The organism is Ruegeria sp. HKCCD7255 (genome assembly GCF_013031565.1).
Lineage (GTDB): Bacteria > Pseudomonadota > Alphaproteobacteria > Rhodobacterales > Rhodobacteraceae > Ruegeria.
In genome coordinates this window covers 144,666-169,766 of sequence record NZ_WQAG01000009.1, presented here as the reverse complement: position 1 = coordinate 169,766, position 25,101 = coordinate 144,666, and the positions used below count along the sequence as shown (strand labels likewise).

Annotated in this window: 23 protein-coding genes and 1 pseudogene; 8 read left to right on the top strand and 16 right to left on the bottom strand. The window is 53.3% G+C overall.

Annotated elements, in window-relative coordinates; genetic code table 11:
* Positions 1–60: 60 nt before the first annotated feature.
* A complete protein-coding gene (locus GOX45_RS16435; RefSeq protein ID WP_254446047.1) occupies positions 61–1,179 on the bottom strand; it encodes a Xaa-Pro peptidase family protein in 1,119 nt (372 codons plus the stop codon).
* Positions 1,180–1,307: 128 nt separating this feature from the next.
* Entirely contained in the window at positions 1,308–2,093 is a 786-nt protein-coding gene (locus tag GOX45_RS16430) for a 2OG-Fe(II) oxygenase (RefSeq protein WP_171102247.1), read from the bottom strand.
* Between the two features lie 104 nt (positions 2,094–2,197).
* On the opposite strand from GOX45_RS16430, the gene GOX45_RS16425 reads away from it, so the two are divergent.
* The gene (locus GOX45_RS16425) at positions 2,198–3,127 is read left to right on the top strand and encodes a LysR substrate-binding domain-containing protein (RefSeq protein ID WP_171102246.1); all 930 of its coding nucleotides are present in this window, start codon (positions 2,198–2,200) and stop codon (positions 3,125–3,127) included.
* A gap of 93 nt (positions 3,128–3,220) precedes the next feature.
* Here the strand turns inward: GOX45_RS16425 and leuD are convergent, their stop codons facing one another.
* The 4 genes from leuD to GOX45_RS16405 are packed head-to-tail and all read right to left on the bottom strand — an operon-like array spanning position 3,221 to position 6,219.
* A complete protein-coding gene (gene leuD / locus GOX45_RS16420) occupies positions 3,221–3,823 on the bottom strand; it encodes a 3-isopropylmalate dehydratase small subunit (RefSeq protein WP_171102245.1) in 603 nt (200 codons plus the stop codon).
* Position 3,824: 1 nt separating this feature from the next.
* The gene (gene leuC / locus GOX45_RS16415; protein WP_171102244.1) at positions 3,825–5,192 is read right to left on the bottom strand and encodes a 3-isopropylmalate dehydratase large subunit; all 1,368 of its coding nucleotides are present in this window, start codon (positions 5,190–5,192) and stop codon (positions 3,825–3,827) included.
* Entirely contained in the window at positions 5,192–6,082 is an 891-nt protein-coding gene (locus tag GOX45_RS16410) for an alpha/beta fold hydrolase (protein WP_171102243.1), read from the bottom strand. Before GOX45_RS16410 ends, leuC begins: the two co-directional genes overlap by 1 nt.
* Positions 6,079–6,219, bottom strand: coding sequence for a hypothetical protein (locus GOX45_RS16405; RefSeq protein WP_171102242.1), 141 nt, complete (start codon positions 6,217–6,219; stop codon positions 6,079–6,081). The genes GOX45_RS16410 and GOX45_RS16405 overlap by 4 nt, the downstream gene beginning before the upstream one ends.
* A 262-nt stretch (positions 6,220–6,481) precedes the next feature.
* On the opposite strand from GOX45_RS16405, the pseudogene GOX45_RS16400 reads away from it, so the two are divergent.
* Positions 6,482–6,670, top strand: a pseudogene (locus tag GOX45_RS16400) (DAK2 domain-containing protein); the annotation flags it as partial.
* A gap of 143 nt (positions 6,671–6,813) precedes the next feature.
* Here GOX45_RS16400 and GOX45_RS16395 read toward each other — a convergent pair.
* Entirely contained in the window at positions 6,814–8,124 is a 1,311-nt protein-coding gene (locus tag GOX45_RS16395) for a tetratricopeptide repeat protein (RefSeq protein WP_217350512.1), read from the bottom strand.
* A gap of 459 nt (positions 8,125–8,583) precedes the next feature.
* On the opposite strand from GOX45_RS16395, the gene GOX45_RS16390 reads away from it, so the two are divergent.
* The 3 genes from GOX45_RS16390 (at position 8,584) to GOX45_RS22345 (ending at position 12,169) form a co-directional block, all read left to right on the top strand.
* Positions 8,584–9,705, top strand: coding sequence for a phosphatase PAP2 family protein (locus GOX45_RS16390; RefSeq protein ID WP_171102253.1), 1,122 nt, complete (start codon positions 8,584–8,586; stop codon positions 9,703–9,705).
* On the top strand, positions 9,678–11,828 hold the full coding sequence (locus GOX45_RS16385; protein ID WP_171102239.1) for a hypothetical protein: 2,151 nt from the start codon (positions 9,678–9,680) through the stop codon (positions 11,826–11,828). Before GOX45_RS16390 ends, GOX45_RS16385 begins: the two co-directional genes overlap by 28 nt.
* Before the next feature lie 128 nt (positions 11,829–11,956).
* Positions 11,957–12,169 carry a type II toxin-antitoxin system RelE/ParE family toxin gene (locus tag GOX45_RS22345; protein WP_371808987.1) on the top strand — a complete coding sequence of 71 codons (213 nt, stop codon included), beginning with the start codon at positions 11,957–11,959 and terminating at the stop codon, positions 12,167–12,169.
* A 129-nt stretch (positions 12,170–12,298) separates the two neighbouring features.
* Here GOX45_RS22345 and GOX45_RS16375 read toward each other — a convergent pair whose 3' ends face one another.
* On the bottom strand, positions 12,299–13,246 hold the full coding sequence (locus GOX45_RS16375) for a TAXI family TRAP transporter solute-binding subunit (RefSeq protein ID WP_171102238.1): 948 nt from the start codon (positions 13,244–13,246) through the stop codon (positions 12,299–12,301).
* 49 nt (positions 13,247–13,295) lie between these two features.
* Here GOX45_RS16375 and GOX45_RS16370 point away from each other — a divergent pair, with 49 nt between their 5' ends.
* On the top strand, positions 13,296–14,105 hold the full coding sequence (locus GOX45_RS16370) for a DUF4239 domain-containing protein (protein ID WP_171102237.1): 810 nt from the start codon (positions 13,296–13,298) through the stop codon (positions 14,103–14,105).
* Position 14,106: 1 nt separating this feature from the next.
* Positions 14,107–14,790, top strand: coding sequence for an AIM24 family protein (locus GOX45_RS16365; protein ID WP_171102236.1), 684 nt, complete (start codon positions 14,107–14,109; stop codon positions 14,788–14,790).
* 47 nt (positions 14,791–14,837) lie between these two features.
* Here the strand turns inward: GOX45_RS16365 and GOX45_RS16360 are convergent, their stop codons facing one another.
* From GOX45_RS16360 to GOX45_RS16345, 4 genes are read right to left on the bottom strand one after another with little or no spacing between them, the layout of a single operon-like run.
* Positions 14,838–16,166: a hypothetical protein gene (locus tag GOX45_RS16360; protein ID WP_171102235.1), complete on the bottom strand. Its 1,329-nt coding sequence runs from the start codon at positions 16,164–16,166 to the stop codon at positions 14,838–14,840.
* 44 nt (positions 16,167–16,210) lie between these two features.
* Entirely contained in the window at positions 16,211–17,152 is a 942-nt protein-coding gene (locus tag GOX45_RS16355) for a glutaminase (protein ID WP_171102234.1), read from the bottom strand.
* Entirely contained in the window at positions 17,136–18,560 is a 1,425-nt protein-coding gene (locus GOX45_RS16350; RefSeq protein WP_171102233.1) for a sodium:alanine symporter family protein, read from the bottom strand. Before GOX45_RS16350 ends, GOX45_RS16355 begins: the two co-directional genes overlap by 17 nt.
* A gap of 53 nt (positions 18,561–18,613) precedes the next feature.
* Positions 18,614–19,012: a transporter substrate-binding domain-containing protein gene (locus tag GOX45_RS16345; protein WP_217350510.1), complete on the bottom strand. Its 399-nt coding sequence runs from the start codon at positions 19,010–19,012 to the stop codon at positions 18,614–18,616.
* A gap of 82 nt (positions 19,013–19,094) precedes the next feature.
* On the opposite strand from GOX45_RS16345, the gene GOX45_RS16340 reads away from it, so the two are divergent.
* On the top strand, positions 19,095–19,805 hold the full coding sequence (locus GOX45_RS16340) for a cytochrome P450 (RefSeq protein WP_217350506.1): 711 nt from the start codon (positions 19,095–19,097) through the stop codon (positions 19,803–19,805).
* A gap of 391 nt (positions 19,806–20,196) precedes the next feature.
* Here GOX45_RS16340 and GOX45_RS16335 read toward each other — a convergent pair whose 3' ends face one another.
* From GOX45_RS16335 to GOX45_RS16320, 4 genes are all read right to left on the bottom strand, one after another.
* A complete protein-coding gene (locus tag GOX45_RS16335) occupies positions 20,197–21,027 on the bottom strand; it encodes a hypothetical protein (protein WP_171102230.1) in 831 nt (276 codons plus the stop codon).
* Between the two features lie 589 nt (positions 21,028–21,616).
* A complete protein-coding gene (locus tag GOX45_RS16330; RefSeq protein WP_171102229.1) occupies positions 21,617–22,027 on the bottom strand; it encodes a DDE-type integrase/transposase/recombinase in 411 nt (136 codons plus the stop codon).
* A gap of 669 nt (positions 22,028–22,696) precedes the next feature.
* Complete coding sequence (locus tag GOX45_RS16325; RefSeq protein ID WP_171102228.1) at positions 22,697–23,749, bottom strand: ParB/RepB/Spo0J family partition protein; 1,053 nt, start codon at positions 23,747–23,749, stop codon at positions 22,697–22,699.
* The gene (locus GOX45_RS16320; RefSeq protein ID WP_171102227.1) at positions 23,746–25,056 is read right to left on the bottom strand and encodes an AAA family ATPase; all 1,311 of its coding nucleotides are present in this window, start codon (positions 25,054–25,056) and stop codon (positions 23,746–23,748) included. The genes GOX45_RS16325 and GOX45_RS16320 overlap by 4 nt, the downstream gene beginning before the upstream one ends.
* Positions 25,057–25,101: the final 45 nt, after the last annotated feature.

Here is a 25,101-nt window from a genome sequence, read left to right as displayed (position 1 = left end):
GCCTCGCGTACTGGCAAGACTCCGTTTGCAACAGCTATGTGCAGCTCGGGTGTGACTGATTCACTCGAAAGGGAACGTATCAAGACGCTCATAACCGTTCTCGGTCACCAACACCTGGGTTTCCAGTTTTACGCTCTCTGATCCTTCCTCGGCGATGAGGCTTTCGACACAGACGACCATGCCAGCCTCTAGCCTGCCTGAGCTGACTCTGGGGCCCCAGTCTATGTGCAGAGGCACAACGGGCCATTCATCAGCCATCCCCACGCCATGAAGGGCAAGCGAATAGCGGTATGGGATGTGCTTATCAGGGATCCGCCAGCTTTTTTCGTTGAATTCAGCAAAACTGACCCCGGCGCGGACCAAGGCCAGGTTGTGATCTATCTGCTCCTTGGCTGTGTCATAGAGGCGTCTTTGCTGGTCGCTAAAATCGGTGTAACCGCATGTCCAAGATCGGGACAGATCAGCACAATATCCATAAGGGCCGATCATGTCGGTGTCGAAAGAGATCATCTCTCCTCGTTGGCATACCCTGTCGGAGCATTCCTGATACCATGGGTTGGTGCGTGATCCGGAGGTTAGCAATTTGGTCTCAAGCCAGTCGCCGCCGGAGCGTGCATTCTCAAAATGCAGGTGGGCCCACAACTCCTGTTCCGTAACGCCGGGCACCGAATGCTGGTATATCCGCGCCATGCCCGCCTCGCAGACCCGGATTGTCCAGCGCATCAATTCTATCTCATCCGCGGATTTAATCGAACGCGCGGTTTCGGTGAGTTTTGTTCCGTCCAGTAGTGACAACCCAAGTGCTTGCAAAGCTGCAACGCCGCCCGCCTGCAATGTATCGCAGGCTATGCGACGATTGCCGCCGCCATGCTGATACACAAGCTCTGCTACCTCATTTCCCCAAAGCTCTGTCGCATCTTCGGTCTTGTCACCCGATGCCATATACATCCAGGTCTTCGCGACCCTGAGTTCATCAATTCCCGGCAATCCTTCGGACTGATGCAGGCATCCTGCGAACTCGAACATGATGGCCGGGCCTCCGGCCAAAATCAGTGCGTAGCGCATTGGGTTGTGCAGCGTCCAAACCTGCATGTTTGAACAATCAAATGCGTAGCGGATGTTGCAGGGGTCGTATAACAACAAAGCCGCACAATTTTCTTTATCCAACTGTTCGCGCAACCGGTGCAACCGATAGCTTCTGGCCCTGTCCAGGACGTCCTGCCCGACCGGGCTTTTCAACGGTTTGTCCGCACCTTCGGCGTTCAGATATGTCAGCTTTCGCTCGTCTTTGAAGGCGTGCACTCCGTTCATGACACGCGCCCGTAAAAGCCCATGCGCTCTTCGTCCGAAAACTGAAACCCGGACCGCTCGTAAAACGAAAAGACCGCGATAATCCTGTCTCGGTTGCCACTGACAGGGGTCACGCGATGCGCAGTGTTCTTGCCTTTGAAGATATTGAGCGTCCCAGCCTCCAGGGGCATTTGTTTCGGAGCCAATCGATCCGTTAGCAATTGGGCGACGCCTTCATAATTCGGGTCTGTATCGCTGCGCAGGTCTTTATAGTACTCAAAGGCCCCGCCACTTTCTGGCGCCTGCAACAGTAACGTGGTCGTAAATTCCGAACGGTCAAAATGCCAATTCAATGCCTGACCCTGCGAATACCCCATGACGTTCACTCGGGCCAGAGGGTCATCCATTGTATGCAGTACGTCTTTTTCCATCACAGCAGCCAAAAACCGTGCGAATTGCGGCCATTCATACAGGCGCAGAATAGTCGATTGATCCATCTGATCGGCGCAGATCGTGCGGTTTGATGTTTCAAACTCGGTAAGGGCCGGGTGATCTTCGGGCAGTCCTTCGATCGATTTCTTGAAATAGATGTTGTGCCGTCGTGCATGGACAAACGCGTTTTTCGACAACAGCTGTACCAAATGCGCAACCGCTTGGTCCATCGCAGTGCGGCGAAAGAACCCCGGCAAATTGAACATCCCGTCCCGCGTCAAATCAGCTTGGCAGCACTGCACCAGAGCGCTCCAACTTTTGCTATTTGGCTGATCCAGCGGGTACCGGACTAGGTCGACAAGATCCTGCATTCATACGCTCCAACATCTGAGACAAGCCAATCTTGTGCCCAGTCTTCGTTTGCATCAACAGGGAATCTTTTTATGATACCTAAGATTTTCTTAGGGTATTGATCATGTCCAAACTCGCACCTCTTAATGCGCTCCGTGCGTTTGAAACAACCGCGCGCACCGGATCCTTCACCAATGCAGCGCGTGAACTCGGTGTGAGTTCTGCGGCGGTAAGTCAGCAGATCAAGCTGCTCGAGGATTTCTGGGGCGAAATACTTTTTGTACGTCAAGGCAACCGAATTTCTTTGACCGATGCGGGGCTAACTGCCTACCCACAGCTTTCGGGACCGATGTTGGCGCTTGCAGAACTGTCGGACAAAATGCGGCGCAGCGAGACTCGAAAACGCTTTGTGCTGAGTGTGCCGCAGTCGATTGCAGAGACATGGTTGGCGCCGAGACTATCAGGTTTGGGTATGGAACACTGGAAATCGCCGGTCAGCATTCGCGTCGATGACGATCCTGTAGACCTTGTTCGCGACCGTATCGACATGCGCGTGTTTTATGGTCATGACTTGTACAATGAATATCAGGTCGAAACCCTTTTCACCGATCAGCTTATCGCGGTCGCATCGCATGAATTTGTCTTGCAACACGGAACGGATTTGGCGGCGATTGACGCCAACCTCTTGATTCATACAGATTGGGGGAAAGGGTTTTCCTCTTCGCCTAATTGGACAAGCTTCTTTGCGAACGAGCGGACCATTGATCGCAACAAGGGCATCTTGGTGCAAGCAAGCAGCACCGCCCTTGCCTTCGCACGAAACGGATTGGGGGTAGCCTTGATGCCTGAACGAATGGCCGAAGATTCTCTGGCCGCGGGTCAAGTTGTTTCAATACCGATCCCACCCGTAGCCATGCCACAGCCTTACCGCGTCGCCTATCCGAAAAGGTTTTCGCGTGACCCGGTTGTGCGCGCCCTGGTTCACGCTCTTGCCGGGTTCGATATTGAAAACCCCAAGGAAACGCGCCCTTTCACGTCAGAGGGTCCGAGTTAACCCAGTTCAGGGCTGTACCTTGATCTACCCGATCAGCCCGCGCCCGCGACACTCCGCCAACGAGGGCCGCAGCGCATTTTTTTGTCTCTAGATCTACTTCGAAACCGAAACAATTTCGCTTTCAGGGCGTTTAGCTTCGAACGCACGAATATCGTCCATTAGCCCCAAAGAGTCGCTGAGTTCGTTACGATCCTCTACAAGAGCAGTATGAGTTGCGGTGTCAATTTCCACGTCAAAACTTCCAATCGGCGTATGCAATGCTCGTTCTTTGATGTCGAATGTCAGCTTTTGTGGTTGATCGCTCAAGTGATCCAAAAGCCCGTCTCGATCTTCAGCCTTGAGCATCGCCAGTGCCAACCCGTTCTTGCGCGCGTTGTCGTAGAATATGCCTGCAAATGACGTACCGATAATGGCGCGAATGCCGAGTTGTTTCAGTCCCCACACCGCGTGTTCCCGGCTGGAGCCGCATCCGAAATTATCACCGACGACCAACAGAGCACTGTTCGCGAATTCCGGTCGGTTGAGGACAAATTCAGGGCGCTGCGTGCCATCAACTGTGAACCGGAGATCAGAGAACACACCTTCAGCAAGACCCTCGCGTGTGATCGTGCGAAGAAAGCGTTTTGGCATGATTACATCGGTATCGACATTGTGGTGTGGAAACGGGGCCGCCAGGCCTTCGATCAAGCTGGGCATATTAAGCCTCTTCCAGAGGTGGAAAATCGCGAACGTCAACCAACCGTCCGGCGACAGCAGCCGCCGCGACCATCGCCGGGCTCATTAAATGTGTGCGCGCCCCGCGCCCTTGCCGCCCTTCGAAATTGCGATTTGTCGAGGACGCGAAACGCTCACCCTCCATGGCGACATCATCGTTCATCGCAAGACACATGGAACACCCGCTTTCGGCGCGCCAATCAAAGCCGGCCTCACGGAAAACCAGATCTATGCCCTCTGCTTCTGCCTGCAACCGCGTCAGCGCAGAGCCCGGTACAGCGATTGCCCGAATCCCATCCGCGACTCGGCGTCCTTTGAGTACGGCAGCCGCCGCGCGCAGGTCCTCGATCCTTGAGTTGGTGCAAGACCCGATGAACGCGCCGTCGATGGGAAGGTCCTGAAGTTTTTGACCGGGCCTGAGACCCATATAGGTCAGCGCGCGCTCTGACGCCTGGCGCAGGGGATCATCCGCAACCGGTACGGTGCCAGTGATCGGAGCGGATTGATCAGGGCTCGTGCCCCAGCTGACCAGCGGCTCGATCTCGCCTGCGTCGATCACGACCTCACGATCAAAGGTCGCGTCCGGATCGCTACGCCAGGTCTCACGCTCGAACTTGAACGTCGCTTTAGTCGCCGCCGTGGTAACTTCGTCGACGCCAATGAGAGCTGCGCGCGCGCCAAGCTCGACAGCCATATTGCAAATCGTCATCCGCCCCGTGATGGACTGGGCTGCGATCGTGTCTCCGGCAAACTCGACCGCATAACCGTTCGCACCACCGGCGCCTATGACCTGGACCACTTTCATGATGATGTCTTTGGCGCTGCAACCCGGCCCAAGAGCACCGCTGATCGTGACGCGCAGGTTCTTCATCCGACGATAGCGAAGGGTTTGCGTGGCCAAAACATGTTCGACCTCGGACGTACCGATCCCAAACCCAAGCGCACCAAATGCACCATAGGTGGTGGTATGACTGTCGCCGCAAACGATGACCATACCCGGCGCGACCAGGCCTTGCTGTGGGACAACGACATGCTCAATGCCCTGACGGGGATCACCCAGCCCGTAATAGGCAATACCATGCGTGTCACAGTTCTTTTTCAGGTTTTCGATCAAAAGCTTCGACGCCGCATCTGGCGGTTCGCGCCGACGCGTGGCGTTAACATGATCAACCACAGCCAATTGGGCATCCGGTCTAAGAACCGGCAGGCCTTTTTCAACCAGCCCAGAGAAAGCTTGCGGGCTTGTATATTCGTTCATGACATGGAAGTCGCAATACAGAAGGATCTCGCCCCCCTCCAGGTCCGCGACTTTGTGGGTATCGACAAGTTTGTCGTAAAGCGTTCTTGGCATCAGCCATTTTCCTTAAAGAATGCCAACATGAGCTCGGCGATCTGGTCTGGTATTTCCTCGGCCATGTAATGTGTTGCGTCAAGCACTGTGCCCTGGACCGTGTCGGCGCGCAGCCGCCAGAGTGCAAGTGGATCAAAACAACGGCCAATTGCGCCCTGATTTGCCCAGAGCGCCAAGACCGGCATCGCGAGTTTTCGGCCGCAATCAGCGTTGTCGTGGTCGATGTCAATACTTGCTGCAGCGCGATAATCTTCACAGGTTGCGCGGATACAGTCCGGATCTTCGAACGTAGACAAATATTCTTCCAGGGCGTCCGGATGATAGGGTGTTCCTCCTCCTGCCTGTCGCGTGTTCTTACCCAGCCAAAAGGCTCTTGGATCCGCCTCGATCATCCGTTCAGGTTGCGGGCTGGGCAGAATGAGGAAGAACCAGTGCCAATACGCACGCGCAAAAGCCTCGGTGGTGTTGGCATACATTTCGCGCGTCGGGGCAATATCCAGGACCGTCAGCGCCCGGACGCGATCAGGATGGTCAAGACCAAGCCGATGTGCCACACGCCCGCCCCGGTCATGACCGCAAACCAACGAGGTTTCGTAGCCGAAATGATCCAATACACCCACGATATCCTGCGCCATTGCGCGCTTGGAATAACTTGAATGATCGGGTTGTGAGGCTGGTTTTTCAGAGCGCCCGTAGCCACGTAAATCCGGGCAGATCACATGGTAATCTTCGGCGAAAAACGGAGCGATGAGGTGCCACATTGCCGAGGTTTGAGGGTAACCGTGCAGCAGTAGCAGAGCCGGCTTTTGGGGTGTCGCATTGTGCCGCACGAAAAGCTCAACCGCGCCGCTGTCGACGGTTTCCTCAACAAAGCCTGTAAATCCCCTCATGCCACCATCACCTCAAGTGCAGCCAAACGCGCCCAACCGAGTTCTACCCAATAAGCGCATCCAAAGGGAATGGTATTATCGTTGAAACCATAGGCAGGATGATGAAGCCCGGCCATGTCGCCCTGACCCAGAAACATGTGCGCGCAATGTGCCGCGACACGTTGGACTGCACAGCATCGCGATCGTGGGACTGACCGGCAGTTATGCCAATTTGCTCCCACAAGATTTCATAGCACTTTTCCCAGAGAATTTGGAAAACTGAGGTGAAGAACGTTGCTTCCTTTTGTGCCCTTAAACTGGGTGCCAGTTTAATGCGCAATAATTTTCCATGTAGATCTGGGTAATAAGTTTCGGATCGTTCGACCATAGGCCGATGTCAAAACATAAGCCAACTATCAGCTAGGCCCAGCAGCCACCGCTGCACGCGCAGGAGCAAATCGGACCGCCGAGATGCTTCAGGCCAAGGCCGGGCGCGCCTCCTACATCAATGCCGAACAACTTGCAGGCCATATCGACCCAGGCGCCGAAGCGGTCGCGCGTCTGTTCGAAACATTGGCCGCAAATCCAGAGCTGGTTGCTGCGGAGTAAGAATAATGGACGACCGCGTCTCTGACACGGTCTTCTTCCCACCTTTCATATGGCGCAGGAAAAGAAGTTTAATCGTTAAACTAAAATTTTGACCTTGTATGTGATCATATCTCGCCGTCCGGGAAGGCTATGAATCTCAGTGGTCAAATAAACGCTCTCAACCTATCCAGATCCATTCCTGGGGCCTTGTGAAGCAACGAAGCCGGGTATGATTTGTCTGTTATGAGTTGATGTACCGAAAAGTCAGGCTCAAGCTCTTTTAACAACGTCACTGCTTTCTCAACTTCGCCTATGCGTTCCATGTTCGAATACAATGCAACAAGATACCGAAGCGGGGGCCTGAAACCTGGATTTTGTGCATGGCATTCCTCGGCAAATGCAAGCGCAAGCTTCAATTTACCAGCAACCAAAGCTGACCCAAACAACTGATTATCCCACCAGAACTTGTTTGGAAGAGTCGTGACTAGACGACCTGCACGAACAGCATGCTTTAAGGAAGCTTCGATTTCGCCAATGTATACCGAGGCTGAACTGAGAGCCCACCACGCCATAGGGTTGGCTGGGTTAAGCTGTACAGCTCGTTTCGCCAATGCAAAGCTGTTTTTATGATTGCGGAACAATTGGCCTTGTGTATTCGCAACGGTTGCAAGGACCATTGAATTGTTTGGTTCTAACTCAAGAGCTTGCGCACATAGTGCATCAGCGCGCTCTTCCAACGCTTTCGGATCTGATGCGTAACGCTCGGCTTTTGTAATAGTCAGACATTGTGCTCGCCAGGCCAGATAGAGCCCTCTTGGGTTGGTCGCAAAGGCAGTCGCAAACAGCTTGTCAGCTTCCGCCGCAGCATTTTCGTTCATTTTGAAAAGCGACCGAATGGCCAAACGGCAATCTCGATCCGCACTTTGTACGCAATCACCTCGAACGAGCAACTCGTCCCCGACGGCCTCGATAAGTTGATTGCAAACAAGTTGGACATGCGGATGCGCCGTCGGCGGAGATCCCGCGACCGGAATGATTGCTTCATTTGCCCATATGCGCGTTTTTGTAGACGGACATTCCAAAGACAATCTCAAGCGAACATTGCTATGTTCGAATGCCCAGGTTCCAATGTGGACCTGCCAATGAGCTTCGCTGTTGTCGCTTATGCCCGGGGTTCGCACATCAACTGAGAAAGACTCGTTCAAAAGACGCGCAACAGAATCCGTAACGGATTGAACAAACCACTCCATCATTGGTTCATTCGGAGCTTCTGTGGTGATGGAGACAATTTTTCTTTGTGGAATTCGCGCTAGTGTCTCAGTGGGTGTAGCTGGGGTTTTGAGTGGCTTTGTTGACAAGCTCTGACGTTCTTTGTGCAACCAAGTTTCAAACGCGTCATCAAAGATCGGAGCCCCTTCCAGCAACTCCCCACGGGCAGGTTCATGAATTTTGACCTTAGCCAGCTCAAGGGTCACATTTTGCCGATCGGATGAAATTGCCGGCTCTGCTGATCTAAGAGATCGACGAATCTGGAGTAAACACTGTCGTAAACTACCCGCTGCTTGTTTCGGTGCGCGCGTGCTCCAGAGTGTCGATTTCAACCACTCCCGACTGCGTGTTCCATTTGGAGCGACCGCAAGCATAGCCAACAAAGCCTGAGCTTTGGAAGATGTTGGAGTTACATTTGATCCGTCCGGTAATTCTATCCGGAACGGTCCCCGCATATGTAAAACTGCAACGTGTTTCGTTGTTTGCGACATAGGCTGTGTCTCAGGATGGGCTAGGCGACGCTAGCAGCCAGGTAAGAATGGATCAAGAAACGCCAAATCGTCAATGCTCCGTCAAAAACGCGAACACCTGAGATCAGGTATTGATCGGATCGCCAAGTTGAATTGCAGTGCCTTTACCTAAGGTAACTTGCGAAGGGGGAGTCGATGCCAAAATATGGTGGGAATACTGGGGGCAACACCGGCGGTAATACTGGCGGCAACACAGGCGGAAATACCGGGGGAAACACGGGTGCATTGAACGCCTTTTCCCGAGATCACGCGGATAGCCCTGCTTCTCCTTTACTCAGCAACGCGCTCATCACATCGCGAGACGGCGTCACGGGATATTGGAATGGTGAACCGAGTCCTCTTATCAATGATCTGGATGATCTGAAGCTACCATTCGATAACGCATATCTTGATCATTTGCGTCGGCCATACCACGCCAAAGTTCTTTCTTCGCTTCTGGCCCAATACGTTCAGTTTGACGCTATCGAAGAAGATCCGAAAGACCCAAAATCTCTTGCTGGCGCTGCTATCAAAGTTGAAAACAGGGAACTTACGGTTCTTACCCGGCCAGATCAGACTTTCTTTGCCTCGCAATTGAAGTGGCTTCGGGCATATGCCGATCTCAGAGATGACCGGCTCTCAGAAATTCATATGCAACTGGATGACATGCTGTCCTTTTTCGGTGCCCAGGCCTATCTGGACAATGGGCGCAGGAAAAACAGCTTGATGCTTCTCGATATTGTGCGGGACTTTGCGATACATATTGAAACCCCGCTAAAATTCTATTGCCGAGCTGCACGACCGATCGATTTCGCCGAGCAGGTCCAACCGATGATTCAAACGCCGGATCACTCAAGCTTTCCGTCAGGTCACAGCTTAGAGGCTTTTGCAATCGCCGCTGTTCTTTATCGACTTCAGTCTGGTCAACCTCCCGAGACAGGCTGGGGAGGCAACGGTGCTGTTTCTGCGCTCCCATTTCGTCTTGCGCATCGAATTGCGACAAACAGGACGGTTGCAGGTGTGCATTTTCCGATCGATTCGCTTGCAGGCGCTTTTGTGGGATGTCTCGTCGGAGACCTTCTATGGGCCATAGCATCCGGCAGCAAATTGGAGCCGAAAGATGTAGACATTGGTGATTCCGAAGCAGACTTTTTGCTAAGCAACCTATCCGGCCAGACAAATGGCCGTCGAAGCTTTGCAGTCACGCAGAACCTTCTTGCCAAAGAGATTTGGAACCGCGCAGCCAGAGAATGGCCCGGTCAACCGGCTTTGATTTAAGAGGGCAAGGAGACATGGATCTGAAATGGAAAACAGAAAAGAAACCAACAAATAAAGATCGGGGGCCTTATGCCCATTGGTGGGAAGAAAAGGAAATGCCCTATCTTCCTGCCGATTTGCTCGATGATAGAAATGCAAGATTGGATCTAGAGCAGCCGTTTCGATTGAAATCACGCGAAGGCCAAAGGTTGTCGGATGCGTTCTACGCCGGGGGTGCAATCGTACCACTTCCGGTCGGGGCCGGAAACGGTGGGAAAATAGCCGATTGGGACGAAGACAGAACGAAGGCAAAGCTCCCTCTGGTTCCGGATGACACAGTGCTAGTTGGCATAGTGGATACGGGAATTGCGCTCAGCAATTCTCGGTTTCGTTCCGCTGATGGAGAAACCCGTTTCATCGCCGCATGGCAGCAATCAGCACCATTCATAGATCAGTCGGATCTCCCGTGTGGGCAAGAAATCTACGCTTCGGATATTCAAGCCAAACTCAAAGAACACAGCCAGTCAGATGTGCTTGGATATGTAGATGAGACTGCTTTCAATCGCGATCTTTACCTGACAGAGCCAACAAAACCTGCGGGCCAGAGGGACCTTGAAATGGCGGCGGCCCATGGGACACATGTACTTGACCTTGCTGCGGGTTTGGATCCCGATGGAAGCCAAGCTGATTTGGCAGATCGTTTGCGATTGATTGCGGTGAACCTACCCGCACAATATGCTCATGGCACGGCTGGCGGGTTTCTTGCCTATTTTGCGGTCTTCGCCATTGATCGGATTATCCATTTGGCGGACGCGCTTTGGAAGCGAAACAATCCAGATAAAGACGGCGGCTATCCCTTGGTGATCAATTTTTCATATGGGATGACTGCTGGACCGAAGGATGGCACGCATGTTTTCGAACGTGCGATAGAACGCATCTTGCAAGAACGCGAAGCGCGGCAACGTCGAACGGGGTCGAAAGGGGCACCAATTCGTCTACTGTTACCTGCAGGGAACGACAATCTTGAACGTTGTGCGGCGTCATGTGTTCTGGGTTGCAAAGACAAACATCATGCGAACACCGGCGACGAAGCGCAACCAAGTGTAACACTGCCTTGGCGTATTTTACCCGCTGACACGACAGCAAATTTTGTAGAGATCTGGTTTGAAAGCAGATCACAAGATGACCTCATCACGCTCATGAATGATCTGGTGGTATCGGTCAGCCCACCGGGGACCGGGGATATGACGCTCGAACCCTTGCAACTCGGACGCTACCAAGATCTCGGATCTTTTGCGCGGGTCTATGTGAGTGCAAGCGAAACGAAACCAGGCCAAAGCAGATTAGCGCTGTTGATCTGCGTTGCTCCGACAGTATCGGACAATGCGCGCGCGCCAATCGCACCCGCCGGGCTATGGCAAGTTAAGGTCGAATATAATGGCGAGCCGGTCGATACATCGTTCTATGTTCAATCGGATCAATCTGCGGTTCGTACCAGCAAAACTGGGCGCAGATCCTATTTCGACCACGAAAAATACAGGGTTAACCTCGAGAATGGCAGTCCAGCAGACACGTTCAGCTATGAGCCAAATCAGGGGAATGTCACAGATAACGACTATTGGCCAACCTTCGGTCCCGTGCAGCGAAAAGGTACACACAACTCTCTCGCGACATTAGGGGACGGAAATGTTGTTACAGTTGGCGGTTTTGACGACTGCTACGGATACCCTGCAAACTATTCCTCCTCTGCTAATGAAAACCGGACAAAACCAGTGGGAAGTGAGGCAATAACAGTCTCCTATCCCAGTGAAAACAGTCCATCGCTCTTTGGGCTTCTCGCTGCTGGCGCCCGAGATGGATCGGTGACCGCATACAGAGGGACCAGCATGGCGACAGCGCTTGCCACCCGAGAGGCCGCGTTTGCGTTTCTCGGACGGAAAGGCTCTGGAGAGCGGCTAGGGAACGAGTTCTGGTTCAGAAAGCGGGCAGAAACCTCAGAGCAAAGGACCAAATTTGCAAAGATCAGCGATCACTGGGGCCAATATCTTGGCTGGCCGAGTGTCAGGTTACTTAAGAGCGGTGTAGGCCGCATTGACTCACCCGATGTCGATCGAATGTGGAAACGTTTAGGCGGCACCAAATAGGCCGCAATAAGCCAATAAATACAAAGAATTTTGGACGAGATCCCCTGGGGCACACACCCATGGACAGGCGATTGTTGTCTTAGTCAACCAACTTAGGACCCCGACATGGCCAATGATAGCGTAGTCTTATCGAAATTCAGAAGAGCCTCGAAAGCCTGATCAAAGCTCCACATCAGGGCACCCTAAGACCACATCTTGGCCATAACATTCGGAACGTCACCAAGAACAAAGCGATCATCTATTTTGAAGTAAACGATGACGAACTGGTCGTACGTGTACTCGCCATCTTTTACAGTGGCCAAAACCACGATGCGCACATTCTGCTGCGCCTATTGTCCTGACCCCAAAGCATCGATTGGATGTGCGATCATTCGGCAATTCTCATGATTGGACTACCATTTATGAAAATCGAACGGTGCTGAATTTCGGGTGCTTTCCCACGGTCCGAAACCAAGGCCCATCCAAAGTCTTCAATTCCGCCCCAACGAAACTCCCTTATGTTCCGGAAGGGGCATGTTCAGGACTGTGGGGTTTTCCAAAATACCAGCGTCCAATACCGGCAACTCAGCATTCAAGTTTTCTGTTTCCATTCTGATCGCTTCGACCAAGTCCGTAACAAGCGACACTTCAACGTCCTCACGCGCAACAAGTGCGGCAACAACTGAAATGGTCTCGACGCTGCGCGGGGGCAAGCCGTACACTCCCAAATCGATGGTGGATCTCTTGAAAACCGGGTTTTTGTCCAAGAACTCGTTAACCGCAGGACCCGAAACCTGAACCAGCCTTGTATCACACTTCTCAAGAGCATGTTGGATCAGATCGCTTGGATGTCCCAGAACAAAAATACTGGCGTCGATCTCGTCATCGCATAGCTGTTCTAAAGCATTAGATGGCTCCAGTTCCTGCGCTGAACCAAAGAAATTCAGATCAAGCCCCATCTCTTCCAAGAAATTTCGGATTGTTGCATTCCGTCCGGATGCGGAGCGACCAATGTCTACCGACTTCCCTCGCAGATCGCGGAGGGTTTCTATTTCCGAGTTCGGCGATGCCAGAATTGTCACAGATTCCTTGAATAAAGGCATGACAATGCGCAGGTCATCTATCGGTCCGTTTTTGGCAAATATGGCACTACCTTCGAAAGCTGCTTGCTGCCAGTCGGACTGCGCGATCGCAAAATCCAATTCTCCGGAATTCATCATTGTCAAATTGTAGATACTGCCCGGAGTGGGTTCAGGGCTGCACCTGCGACGCGAGTCGTCGCGTGCATTAAATGCATCACAGATTGCGCTGGCGACCGGGAAATAGTTACCCGCAACATTTCCAGATCCGATGCTAAAAACCCTGACGTCCTGAGCGGCCAGAAAACCCGGAAAAAATAGGAGAAACCCGAGGAAAATTGCGAATAACCGTTTTGTCATTGTCCGAACCAATCGTACTATTTCTGGGGTACTAACAAGCGGCAGAGATATGCCTGATTTTATTTACGACATCCCGACGCGGAACCTGGCAATATGGTTTGTTCTGATTGCTCTGGCCGCGGTCGTGATCGGGTTGTTTGTCGTCAAACCCATTCTTCGCATTCTTCTGGGAACGGGTCCCGATTTCAACTCATCAATTAACTATGTGACCTCCGGGTTCAGCCTTTTTTATGGCCTTTTGTTGGGTCTGTTGACTGTTGCAGCCTACCAGAATTCTGAACGTGTCAAGGAAAGCATTCTGCTTGAGGCGACATCGCTGGGATCGCTTTATGCACAGCTCAATGTCTATGCCGAACCCTACCGCAGCGAAGTCAAACTGATCATGCGGGACTATGTCCTCTACACCATCCATAATGAGTGGCCTGCGCACCGAGAGGGCGAAATCCTAAACGGCGGATACAATCGCGCAGAGGCCATTCGGCGCAAGCTGGCCGAGTATTCCCCCGAGACCGGGGCTGAGCAAATCGCGCACACCGAAGTTGTGTCATCCTTTCAGGACTTTTCGGATGCGCGGCAGCTACGACTGGCCGGCGTGGGGACCGCCATCCCCGACGTGCTTTGGCAGGCTGTGCTGGTAGGTGCCGTGATCAGCATCCTTTTGATGACCATGTTTCGGATCAGGATCCGTCAGCACCTTGTGCTGGGGAGTATCACAGCCGTATTCCTGGGTGTGATCCTGTTCGTTATCGTGACGCTTGATCGACCCTTACGCGGTGGCGCGGCGCTGCAACCTGAACCCTTCAGACTCCTCTGGAGTCGCCTGATGGTCTGGGATGAGCCCCCGGGCGAGAGGTTCTGACATGGCCAGGTTCGACGTTACAAATGTTGAGGGAATGCGCCAGTTGCGTATGCATCTGGATGAGGAAACGGTTCAGGCGGCCCGAGGCGCGTTGTCAAACTTTCGCGGCGACATCTCGTTTACGCCGAGACTGCCTGGGGTGAGAGATATTTTCCGCAACATCTTCGCCCGTGAATCCCGGATCAGGCCATATTACAGCGGTACCGGAACGATCCACTTGCAGCCATCTCTTGCGGGCTTTCACGTGTTTGACGTTCAGCCCGACGAGACATGGATTCTGGAACCCGGTGAATACTGGGCCAGCGAAGGAACAGTGCGCCTTGGCCTAAACCGTGACCCAATGCTCGCCAGTTGGTGGGCCGGAGATGGCCTGTTCGCATGGAAGACAACATTGCGCGGGGCAGGCAAAGTAGCGATCAACGCACCCGGCCCTGTGGAGGAGATTTCTGTCACTGATGGAGAGCTCAAGGTGCAAGGTCGCCTTGTTCTTGGCCGCACATCGGGGCTGCGATTTCGGTCTGTCCGATCGGCGCGGTTTCCCCGGAACCTGATTTCTGGCCAAACCCGGCTTAGGTTGTTCGAAGGGACGGGAAAGGCGCTTGTGTCATGGACGCCTTACTGGAACGAATACCTGCACAATCAGATGAGCGGCGGGGACCATGTCAGAGGATCTTTGTTTGAATAACCGTGGCACGGGTCGGTCTTCGTACGACACAAATTCAGCCTATCTGATCATCGCAGCGGGTAGGCGTCAGGTAGAATAATACCAGGCTCTTCTAACGTCCAATCGCGCGCGTTCAACTTGTCCGCCGCAAGTTCAGAAATTTCGCCCGAAATATAGAGCACGACCGGGCCTTCGCTCACCTCTGCAAGATTTGCAGAGAATGTATCCAGCGTTTCGGTCCAACTCAGATAATCCACCGGGGCCATGACCAAGGAATTCCCGTCTCCACCAACACCAATGATTGTGCCTAGAACTTGCAAACGGTTCAGTGGTTCTTTGGTCAAGTGATACGTTTTAAACATGTCTAAGGTCTGGACAAGGAAACGCGCCTGACCTTCGGAACCAATACTCAGGATTAACGCAAGGACTTCCGCCCTGCCCTGCACACCGTCAAGCGATCGCAAAGAATCCGCCACCACGGCCTGCATGCTGAGCGTGTAATAACTGTGCCGTAAAAAGCGGTCGACCTGATCGCCCGGCACACCGATGGACAACAGCGTTTCCTCAACCTGCACACGCAGATCCCCAGGGGCCGTATCCCAGACCCAATCACTTAGCCGCGAGGATGACGACAGGATCAGCCCACCCGGAACAAGACTGGTCAATACGTTGACGCCCAGCCCACCGGCAAACGCGGCCCACGTGACCTCGTCCAGACGCGCTGCCAGCAATTGATTGGTGGTGTAGGGATCGACACCCAATTCCTTGGCCAACCGGCGGCGTTGTTTGTCAAACCCGAGTATGTTGACCGCAACATCGCCCCCAGCGCGTGCAACATTCTCAGTAAAGCTGCCCTGCGGGCTTGCATGTTGATCCGCCGAACCGCCGGGAAGGTTCGAAACATTCTCGGGATCAACGCCTGGCAAGTTTCCCTCTCGAACATCACCCAGTTTTTGCAGACCGGTCTTGGCCGACCGTCCTGTGCGTTTGAAAAACCGCCCGATGCCTTCGGGCACGCCTTTCAAAGTTTCTTTCGGCTGCTTGGCGAATTGGCGCAGGTTTCCGAAGGTTTCTCCGGCTGTTTCCTCAGCCGCATCGATGAATTGCTGATCGTTCTGGATGTGATCAAGTGCGGCAAGAGCCTGGATTTCGGTCAAACGCACCTGCAACATGCCTGGACCCGAGGCCGAGAATTGTCCAAATGCGGTATTGATCCGGTAGATCGCCATGAACCCGTCGGTCGGCACCTGTCCTTCTATCCGATAAGTCTCAGTCCAAAGCGGAAGGTCTTGAACAGTTTCCTGCGCCGACAGTTCAGGTGGCTCTTCGTATTCAGCGCAGAGCGCGGCGCTTGTCACAAACAGAAACGCAGCCGGAATTGCTTTGACGAGGTTCATTTGTTCCACCTTGTTTTGTCGGTAAGCGAGTCGATTTTTCGCGCTCAGAACACCGACCAGCCAAGCCGATGTGCCAATTCTTCAACGGCCTTTATGGCCAGGACCGAGTTGCCTTTCTTGTCCAGACCGGGGCTCCATGCAGCGATAGACCCAACACCGGGTACAATGGCGACAAGTCCCCCGCCGACCCCGCTTTTGCAGGGCAATCCGATCCGAAAAGCCACCTCGCCCGATGCGTCATAGCAGCCACAGGTCATCATCAGGGCATTCAGGCGCCGGACGCGTTCTGGTGTTACACCCGCGGTTTCGGCATCAGCCCCTTCGCCGCCGGTTGCCAGAAACCGGGTGGCCGCAGCGAGCTGACGGCAACTCATCTCGATGCTGCATTGACGGAAATAGCTTTCGGTGACCGCGGTTACGTCTCCACGAATGTTGCCTTCGGCCAGCATAAAGTAAGCCAAGGCTCGGTTGCGATCACCCGTCGCAACTTCGGAGGCAAAGACGTCTTCGTCGACCGCGATATCAGGTGCGTCGGCCAGACGTTGGCAAATCTCAAGAACCGGATGCGGTGCAGCCTGGCCGGATTGATGCTCCAAGATCACGTCAGAGACAACAATCGCGCCGGGGTTGATGAAGGGGTTTCGAGGTTTTCCGCGTTCGAATTCAAGCTGGACGATCGAGTTAAAAGGATCGCCCGACGGCTCGCGCCCAACACGCCGCCAAAGCGTCGCGCCGACATGCCCAAGCGCCACGACCAGCGCGAACACTTTCGAGATGCTCTGGATCGAGAACGGCACCCCGCCGTCACCCGCAATGATCGGTTCTCCGTTCAACGGTGCAAACGCCATGCCAAACCGGTTCAGCGGAACGCGCGCCAGTTCCGGTATATAGCTTGCCACCTCACCGCGATCAGTCTCTCCCGCCATTCGGGCGGCGATATCGTCCAGCACTCTCTGGGTTTCAGCGGGATCAGGCAGTTGGGGCATCTTCATTCCAAATTTTATCAGATATGCCGTCCGTCGCGCCTTCGAACTCTTCCAGCACAAAAGTCGGTTCCTGCCCTGCCTTTCTCTGAGCAAAGTAGTCCTTGGTCAGCCGGTACACCGTCCCGGACAACAAAAGAATTGCGGTCAGGTTGATGACGGCCATCAAACCCATTGCTGCATCGGCAAAGTTGAAGACTGTCGCGACGGTTTGCAGTGCTCCCCACACAACCATCGCCAGACAGGCCGCTCGCAAGATAGTTATCGGGACCTTGCCCTCCAGCCCCAGAAAAACCATGGCATTTTCAGCATAAGAATAGTTACCGAGGATGGATGTGAAGGCGAAGAATATGATGGCGATGGCGATGAAATACGTCCCAACCGGACCCAGATGAACGTCCAATGCGTTTTGTGTCAGTTGCATGCCCGTAATTTCGCCATCAATCACGCAAGACAACAAGATCAGCAGCGCGGTCGCCGTACAAACAAGGATCGTGTCGACGAAGCACCCAAACGCCTGCACCAAACCCTGGCTTGACGGGTGATGTGGCGAAGGCGTCGCAACAGCAGCAATATTGGGGGCCGATCCCATGCCCGCTTCATTGGAAAACAACCCGCGTTTGATCCCGTTCAACATGGCGGCCATCACACCGCCGGCAACACCGCCCGCGGCCTCTTGCAGACCCAGTGCGCTGGATACAATCAGCCACAGCAGTCCAGGCACTTCGGATATGTTGAGGACCATCACGATAATCGCGATCAATAGATAGCCCCCCGCCATGAACGGCACCAGAATTTCGGCGACTCGCGCAATAGCCTTGATCCCACCAAAGATCACGATTGCCGCGCCAACTGCGATGCCGAGACCAACCCACAGCTTTTCGATCCCAAACGCGCCGTTCAGCGCCTCGGCAATCGAATTGGACTGAACAGCGACAAAGATCAGACCAAAACTGAGGATCAGGCAGACCGAGAACATCGCACCTGCCCAAGGGGCATTCAGTCCTTTTGAGATATAAAACGCAGGACCGCCGCGAAAGTCACCGTTCTTGGTGGTCACCTTATAAAGCTGCGCCAGGGTGCTTTCGGAATAGGCCGTCGCCATGCCAACCAGGGCAACCATCCACATCCAGAAGATTGCTCCGGGACCACCCAGAGTCAGAGCAACGGCGACTCCTGCGAGGTTTCCGGTGCCGACCCGCGACGCAAGACTGACGGTTAAAGCTTGAAACGGAGTGATTCCGCGCTTGTCGGTGCTGGGGGCGGCAGTGATGACGCGCAGCATCTCGCCAAAGTGCCGGAACTGCGGGGCGCCCAACCGGATCGTAAAGTAGAGCCCTGCCCCCAACAGGCCGTATACGAGAACATAGTTCCAGAGAATTCCGTTCAGACCATCAACAAAGAAATCCATCAACACACCTCAATCAATATCAAACTCCGGTAGTATATCAGAAATTCTGTGGTTCACTTCCCGATGTATCTTAGCACCTCGGTGTCCCATGCCAGACTTTTGCGGACAGACAGCAAAGCGCGATTGAGAACTTCAACATACTCGCTTTCATCCTGCAGCGCGAAGGCATAGTTCTGCTCTTCGAACTCATAGGGCAGCACTTCAAGGTCCTCGAAACGCCCTTGTCCGCGGCCGCGCAGAATTTCGTATTTCAGGGCGGGCGCGTCCATGACAACCGCATCGACGCGGTGCGCTTCCAAGCTGGTGACCACCTCGGTCAGACTATCATAGCTCCGCGCGGCAATGCCCGAACGCTGTAGATATTCTGATGAGGTTGAATCCGCTAATGTCGCAACCCTTACATTTACCAAATCGTCTGGCGAGCGTGTTTCGGTTGAGCTTACAGCGCGCATGCTGGCAACAATCCTCGGTTTCCCTTACGAGCGCCGCCATGACCTGATTTGGTGGTCGGATCGCGCCGCTGCCCACGACGCCATGACCGGTGGTGGTGCCGACCCCGATGAGTTTTACGAAGCAGCCGCCGGAATCGTTGAAAACTTTACAGCGCTATGGCGCGAAAAGGAGGCACGCCTTTCTCGTGGTGAAGAGATGGGTTTTGACGCCATTAGCCTGATGTTACAAAACGAAGGCACTAAGCATCTGGTAAAAACCCCAATGCAGTTTCTGGGCGATCTCGCGCTGTTGATCGTAGGTGGTAACGACACCACACGAAACTCGATGACCGGTGGCGTTTTGGCGCTGAACCAGTTCCCAAACGAGATGGCCAAGCTTCGGGCCAATCCCGATCTGATCCCGCAGATGGTCTCTGAGATCATCCGCTGGCAGACCCCTCTTGCCTATATGCGCCGAGTCGCAAAGGAGGATGTCGAACTTGGTGGAAAGGTGATCCGGAAGGGCGACAAGGTTCTGATGTGGTATGTGTCCGCCAACAGAGACGAGCGGATGTTTGAAGACCCCGACAGCCTTAGAATCGATCGAGCAAATGCGCGTAATCATCTATCTTTCGGGACGGGGGTTCATCGCTGCATGGGTAACCGGTTAGCAGAAATGCAGCTGCGCATTTTGTGGGAAGAACTGCTAACGCGGTTCGAAACAATCGAGGTGGTTAGCCCACCAGAAGGTGTGCAATCAAATTTCGTCAAAGGCTATGAGCGTCTGATGGTCCAAGTCTCGCCGGCAACATAGGGTTGGGACCTTCAGGTCTATTGTGACGTTCCGAGGAGATTTGCTTCTCGGTCATTGACCCCAGGACTTTGGACACACCGCCCTGGCAGGTTTCGCAATCTAATTTCCGATTACTCGATCCCCTGCCCCGATTGCCTCTTAGCTCATGATGACAATTTACCGACGAAGCCGATGCACAACGTCGCAAAAACTGAGAGCAAAGCGATGGCCAGCCCAGACCGCACAAGAAATGATGAAACGAGAAAAGCGGTGGTACTTTTTTAGTACGATTGGGAAATCTGGCTGATTACAGTCAGAGGCTTGTCGTCAGTGCGTGCGTCGCCAACGACTTGAAAACCAACAAAAAACAACCTGGCGAATTGGTAGGCCCCTTCTTTGGTAGCCTAACAATTCAATCGCTTGAGCCAAACTTGGTTTGGATAATGAATTGCGTCACCGGATCAATATCTTCGCTTTCAAGCAAGTCTGCAAGTTGGCTATCCAAACGTGTTTCATTCCAATCGCGCATCGCAATCGCAATCTCCAATGCCGAAGAGTGATCTTGTTCCAACTCGCGGGAAAAGATCAATACGATCTGATCCCTAAGAGCCGGTGACACGGTACCTGAATCAGCCAAGGCCCGCATGAGCGAGCGCTTATGCTCCAGCGAAAGATTTGCCGCTTCCAAAGCGGCGTCAATGGTGCTTACGGCTGACGGCCCATCCATCGCGACGCCGGCCAGCGCCCAATCATAGGCATATGCCGAGTTTTGAAGAACGGATCTGGGATATCGGGACCGGACAACGCGTTTGGCTTTGTCGTCATCAAGCTGAAGACCCAGCAACCGGATCGCGACCGGAACGAAGCTGATCCGGTTGATGTTGTTGAACTCGTGCAGCAGATCGTCCGTCGAAACTGAATTTCGCAACATCTGGATACTGTCGTATGGCGCACGGTCCATCTCGACCAACGCGGTGTCACGTAGAACCGGATCCTCATGCGAAAGATACTTTGCGAAAAATGCAATGCGCGCATCGGGTTCTGTTGCACTTGTCCGCCAAAGCTCTCGTTCCCTCCAGAGCGCATCCAGAAAGTGTTCGCGCGCAGTGTTCAGCTTGAATATCCTTGTCCACTTGCGTGACAAACCACGTCCGGCAGCGTCTTTAGTCACGGTTCCGTAGGTCAGCAGAACTGTCATCTCGGGGTTCGCACGGAAGGCCGCGCGGGTCGTGCTATCAATCAAAAAGGGGATTTCAGGAATTCTCGCAAGCTCGTCTGGTGAACCTTTGATTTGTTGCTTTGGAACGAATTTGAACGGGTTTCCCGGTACGGGTGCTGCAAGAACAATGACATCGGCAGCAATCAAATGATCTGCGAGTGTGGTCTCTGGCAATGTTGTGCAGACTGGGCATGCCAAAGCAAATCGCGGACCGAATACGCAGAAGAACAAAACTGTAGCGGTAAGAAATAGCCTTGAAAACGGCCGCAGCAACCGCCCGCAAAGCTGAGAGACGCAAATCCCAATACCGCGCTGCACCCGGTTCGATGTCAGGTCGATAGATAGTATTATCGGAAAACCAGCGCGCACTATTCACTCCTCAACCACTTATCGTGAACTACCCAAAACGGATAAGACGGTGTCGCCATACTCAGCCTGCAGACGGGCTTTGGTCAACATTTGTCTAAAATAGGCAAAATATCCGCCACGGCGCTGCCGTCTGAACGGCTCAGCTGCATATGGATCTGTTGCAAAGCTTCTTACTGACCGAAGAGTTGGCACCGGCCCCGCAGATCATCTGCACCACTTCGATCCCGTTCAGTGTAGCCGCCGCTCAAACGAAGGCGTTGAACCCTAACATCGGCTGGGTTCGTCTTTTGACGAAGCGATGGTCCTGTTCCACGTTGCTTTGCGGGTATTTCCGCCTGACCATCTCGATGGAGATCGGACAGCCAAAGCTTCCCAGCATCTTGTTTATGGCGGTTATGCCAGCCGTATTTGCATCGCTTTTGTCGCTATCAATCTCTCTCTGTGGGCCGTTGACCTCCAGCATCCGCGCAAAGAATTCGGCGTTGGCGGGTTTGTTTCGACGACGCACAGCATCTGCAATCCCACAAGGGTAATGTATCACCCAGTGGTTCAGTGTAGTGTGACGGGCCAACTTACCGCATCTCTTCGAGATCGCGTCCGACACAGCGAAAAGAGCAACGTCATTTGGACAATGCGCAGCTTTGAAGGAAACCATGAGCAGTCTTTCAGTCGAATACTAACACTCGCCAAACCGGCGCAAACTCTACGATGGTCAATGATCATACGCTCGCAACAGATCTTAGTGTTCTCGACGCGCCACCAGCATCTTAATTCGCATATGTGCAAAATATATTCTTTTTGCACATAACGTCTGATCTTCGCTTGTATTGTAGAGTTCTGCGAAAGAGGGCCTTCGCACTAACATTGTAGCTTCTTAGCGAAAACGAGCACCATATGATGCTGGAAAGCTACCTTCTCCTTAAATACAGCAAAAGCTCGACGTGTTAAACCAGCGAGATAGAACACCTTCACTTAGCGCTTGGGCATACGGAAACGTACCTGCCGTCCTATTCTCCGAAGCCTACTCACCCATCCCTAAACATCGCGCACATCGCCAAGTCGGGTTCTTCCATAGTTTAAGCCATCATTTCAGCTTAGATCTTCGCACCAAACCACAGTCCAGATTGCACTGACAGCCACGACAAGACAAAGCTTAAATCGGCACGAGAACGCTTGTCGCATCAACGTTTCTCATCACGATGAACTGGGTTTAGGCGAACCTGTCAGCAGTCTGTCCGTTTTCAGTCACTCATCAATAAAGAAGGCGGTAACCCGTGGGTTACCGCTTGGCAAATGTGAACTCCGATGGGACGTAACCCGTGGGTTACTCCTCCCTTAAGATTGCCTCAAAAGCCTCTACAGCTTTCTGCAGCTTGGAGCGATCAATTGAACTAAAATCCAGACGAGACAGGATTCTGCATTCACCTTTTCGAGCAGTAATCTTCGAAGACCCTACGTGAAACTCGTACTTCACACTCTCGCTTTTTTCTTTCGCCCTGCCCTCTGCGGGTTTCTCAGCGGGCTCGGCCGCAAATGCTGCAAGAATTTCGTTTTGTTCCTCTGCCGTGTTCACACGCGCCAAACGCTCTTTCAAAGCCTCAGAAGTACCTGCCGCGCGAAGCTTGCGCGCCACCTCCACGCCAAGGTTTCTCGAAATGGCCTTGGGGTAAGGCAGAGCTTCCTCGAGCGCGCCAAGAAGAAAAACAAAGCTGCGAATATATGAGCGCTTCATCTTGTGCAAAGAGGCATAGAGCCTCCCAACCAATGCGTCAGCGTCCCCTGCCCCCAGCTCAGCATCACGAGCTGCAAGAATAGCAACCTGCGCCATCTCTGCGAATGTCAGGTCTTCACGAACGACATTCTCCTCGACCATATCAACATACAGATCGATACGATCGACCCGAGAGTTGTCTACACGCGCCGTAACGCTGGCAAAACGCTCATCACCGGTTTCTTCGAAAAGCTGGCTGAGAGCAGTCAGGCGCCTCCAACCTTTCTTAAGCTGGAAACGACCTTCGGAGTCTTTGTAAACTTCAATCGGTTCTTTCTGACCTCTTTCCTGTATCGACGCTTTGAGCTCATCCATTTCATCCGAACTCGCCACCGCTGAGAGATCCAACCGATCACGTGGAAGATCCGAGGTGTGAATTGCATCCAAACCGATCACAGCTAAGACACGGCCTTCGTCCTGCGCTTTGCGATACTCCTTCGCGTCTGAAGCGTTCTTGCGCCGTTGCTCCACACGATCTTCCGTGCTTTCGCTCAAACTGTTTGCTGTTTCGCGCACAGCCGCACCCATGGGACCTACGTCGCGACGACGGGTTTTCTTGAGATCGTTCTCATTAATCGGAGAGAAACCAAACTTGTTCCGGCTCATTCGATGCGCTCCTCAACCTTAGTCCGCGCGTTCCACGCCTTAAGTACAACGCCCTTGAATTCTCCATAGGCATTGTCGAATGACTGACGCGCGCGCTTCCATGTGTCTCGGGTCATTTGCCTATAGTCTTGCTCGTAAACCGACATCTGGAACCTTCCAGACTGTTCAACCGCGCGCGTCATCTCGATAGGATTTTGACAGACATCCGCACCAAAAACGTTTTTGAAAGCGTCCATCATCGCGACATGCAGCGAATTGCTTGCTTCAAAACGCGTCATGAGAACGCGAATGTCGTCAAATGTCTTTGGAAGAGTAATACCTGCATCCTGCGCGATACGTTCGAACCCGTTCGTAATATCTTCCAACGCATCGCCCAGTTGTCCCAGGTAGCTGGTTGTACTGTCATACTCCCAATAGCCGGGACCCGAGGGTATGTAGAGAATGTCTGCGGCAAACGCTGCATTCAAAGATTGATACCCAATCGCGGGCGGGCAATCGAAAATGATCAGGTCATATTGGTCATCAGGAAGTTCATCCAGATACCGGGCGATGCAACCAAAGAAACTCCAGGCCTTGTGAATGGATCTGTATTGCGCGGAAGCAAACTCGACAAACGCGGCATTCGCACAGCTTGGGATAATATCGATTGTCGACCAGGACGTCTTTTGAATGAAATCCTGTACGCGTTGCGACCCAATTGATTGCACATCTTCGGGCAGTTCGTCGGCGGTAGGGTAGGGGCAGTCCGCTGGATCGTCATATTCTTCTGCGATCCTGTTTGCCTCACGACAAAGGTCACGACACATAATGCCCCAAACCGTATTCCACTCTCTGACTTCTGCCAGACCCATTGAATGGGTCAGAGTCGCCTGAGGATCGAAATCCACAACAAGAACGCGGTAGCCATCCAGGGCAGAAGCGTTCGCCAGATGCTGTGCAACGACAGTTTTGCCGACGCCGCCTTTGAAATTGGAAACTGCCACCCTCATTGCGCGTCCCGCTGGTCTTTGCGGAAGGAGGCTCTTGCCTCTGAACCTCAATCGACGCCTGAGCTCGTTTATTTCTGCGAGGGAAAACCACCTTTGGCGCCCCTCATCTTCAGTAGCACCCTGTGGAAGAGACGGATCGTCCGCCAGTTTCTTCCTCAAAGTGTCTGCTGGGACATCGAACATGAACTGGCTAATTTCCCAGATTGAAAATGGTCGAAGCACTTTCTCATCGGAAGGCGAAAAGGTAGCGCGGCGAACGGCCGCCTGTTGGGCCAGGCTTCGTTCGTTCATCGCTTGGAGGTCGGTGTGGTCACGCATAGTGCTGCTCTTGTTATATTACGAATACTTTCTAATAACGCGATT

Excerpts from the sequence above, each read along its gene's own strand:
- GOX45_RS16370 (WP_171102237.1), top strand. The coding sequence starts at position 13,296 with ATGCCTGATTTTATTTACGACATCCCGACGCGGAACCTGGCAATATGG.
- GOX45_RS16330 (WP_171102229.1), bottom strand. The coding sequence starts at position 22,027 with ATGGTTTCCTTCAAAGCTGCGCATTGTCCAAATGACGTTGCTCTTTTC.
- GOX45_RS16405 (WP_171102242.1), bottom strand. The coding sequence starts at position 6,219 with ATGTTTCTGGGTCAGGGCGACATGGCCGGGCTTCATCATCCTGCCTAT.
- GOX45_RS16325 (WP_171102228.1), bottom strand. The coding sequence starts at position 23,749 with ATGAGCCGGAACAAGTTTGGTTTCTCTCCGATTAATGAGAACGATCTC.
- leuD (WP_171102245.1), bottom strand. The coding sequence starts at position 3,823 with ATGCCCAGCTTGATCGAAGGCCTGGCGGCCCCGTTTCCACACCACAAT.
- GOX45_RS16410 (WP_171102243.1), bottom strand. The coding sequence starts at position 6,082 with ATGAGGGGATTTACAGGCTTTGTTGAGGAAACCGTCGACAGCGGCGCG.
- GOX45_RS16365 (WP_171102236.1), top strand. The coding sequence starts at position 14,107 with ATGGCCAGGTTCGACGTTACAAATGTTGAGGGAATGCGCCAGTTGCGT.
- GOX45_RS16345 (WP_217350510.1), bottom strand. The coding sequence starts at position 19,012 with ATGCGCGCTGTAAGCTCAACCGAAACACGCTCGCCAGACGATTTGGTA.
- GOX45_RS16375 (WP_171102238.1), bottom strand. The coding sequence starts at position 13,246 with ATGACAAAACGGTTATTCGCAATTTTCCTCGGGTTTCTCCTATTTTTT.
- GOX45_RS16360 (WP_171102235.1), bottom strand. The coding sequence starts at position 16,166 with ATGAACCTCGTCAAAGCAATTCCGGCTGCGTTTCTGTTTGTGACAAGC.
- GOX45_RS16340 (WP_217350506.1), top strand. The coding sequence starts at position 19,095 with ATGACCGGTGGTGGTGCCGACCCCGATGAGTTTTACGAAGCAGCCGCC.
- GOX45_RS16355 (WP_171102234.1), bottom strand. The coding sequence starts at position 17,152 with ATGCCCCAACTGCCTGATCCCGCTGAAACCCAGAGAGTGCTGGACGAT.
- leuC (WP_171102244.1), bottom strand. The coding sequence starts at position 5,192 with ATGCCAAGAACGCTTTACGACAAACTTGTCGATACCCACAAAGTCGCG.
- GOX45_RS16430 (WP_171102247.1), bottom strand. The coding sequence starts at position 2,093 with ATGCAGGATCTTGTCGACCTAGTCCGGTACCCGCTGGATCAGCCAAAT.
- GOX45_RS16425 (WP_171102246.1), top strand. The coding sequence starts at position 2,198 with ATGTCCAAACTCGCACCTCTTAATGCGCTCCGTGCGTTTGAAACAACC.
- GOX45_RS16320 (WP_171102227.1), bottom strand. The coding sequence starts at position 25,056 with ATGCGTGACCACACCGACCTCCAAGCGATGAACGAACGAAGCCTGGCC.
- GOX45_RS16385 (WP_171102239.1), top strand. The coding sequence starts at position 9,678 with ATGGCCCGGTCAACCGGCTTTGATTTAAGAGGGCAAGGAGACATGGAT.
- GOX45_RS16350 (WP_171102233.1), bottom strand. The coding sequence starts at position 18,560 with ATGGATTTCTTTGTTGATGGTCTGAACGGAATTCTCTGGAACTATGTT.
- GOX45_RS16390 (WP_171102253.1), top strand. The coding sequence starts at position 8,584 with ATGCCAAAATATGGTGGGAATACTGGGGGCAACACCGGCGGTAATACT.